This window comes from Lactobacillus helveticus DSM 20075 = CGMCC 1.1877, from assembly GCF_000160855.1.
Taxonomy (GTDB): domain Bacteria; phylum Bacillota; class Bacilli; order Lactobacillales; family Lactobacillaceae; genus Lactobacillus; species Lactobacillus helveticus.
This window is the reverse complement of sequence record NZ_GG700799.1, coordinates 1-511: the sequence shown is the minus strand read 5'-3', so window position 1 is coordinate 511 and position 511 is coordinate 1. Positions and strand designations below refer to the sequence as shown.

1 pseudogene is annotated in these 511 nt (G+C 41.7%); it reads left to right on the top strand.

Annotated elements, in window-relative coordinates:
• Positions 1-511, top strand: a pseudogene (locus HMPREF0518_RS09945) (transposase); the annotation flags it as partial.

Sequence of the window (511 nt, the reverse complement as noted above, 5' to 3'; positions counted from 1 at the left end):
TTCGTCGATTCTATTCCCGAAGATGTCTTGCTGGGTGATACTGCTAAAACTGGTCGGCCAGCTTATCATCCAGCCATGATACTTAGATCTTGCTTTTTGCTTATTCCAGAAAAGTATTTTCAGGCAGAAAGATTGAATTAATGCTGGAAGAAAACGTGCCTATGATGGTACTAAGATCGAAGCTGATGCCAATCGCTATACTTTTGTCTGGCGCAAAGGAGTTGAGCTTTATGATGAACTGATTGCCAAAGAAGTTGTTAAAGCAATGGCTCAAGAAAAAGTCCAGACCAGTCAAGGCTTGACAGAACTAGCACAAGAAACCGAAGCTGAGATTGAAAAGCTGACTGAAGAAATTGAGCAAGAACCTAAAGCTATTCCTGGCGGCTCGCCTAGAAAAGCCAGAAGACGTGGTCTTAAAAAGCTGCTTCATAAATTAAGAAAAGACTACGTTCCTCGCATGAAGAAATATGAAGAAGCAGAAGAAATCTTCGCTAGACGCAACAGCTATTCC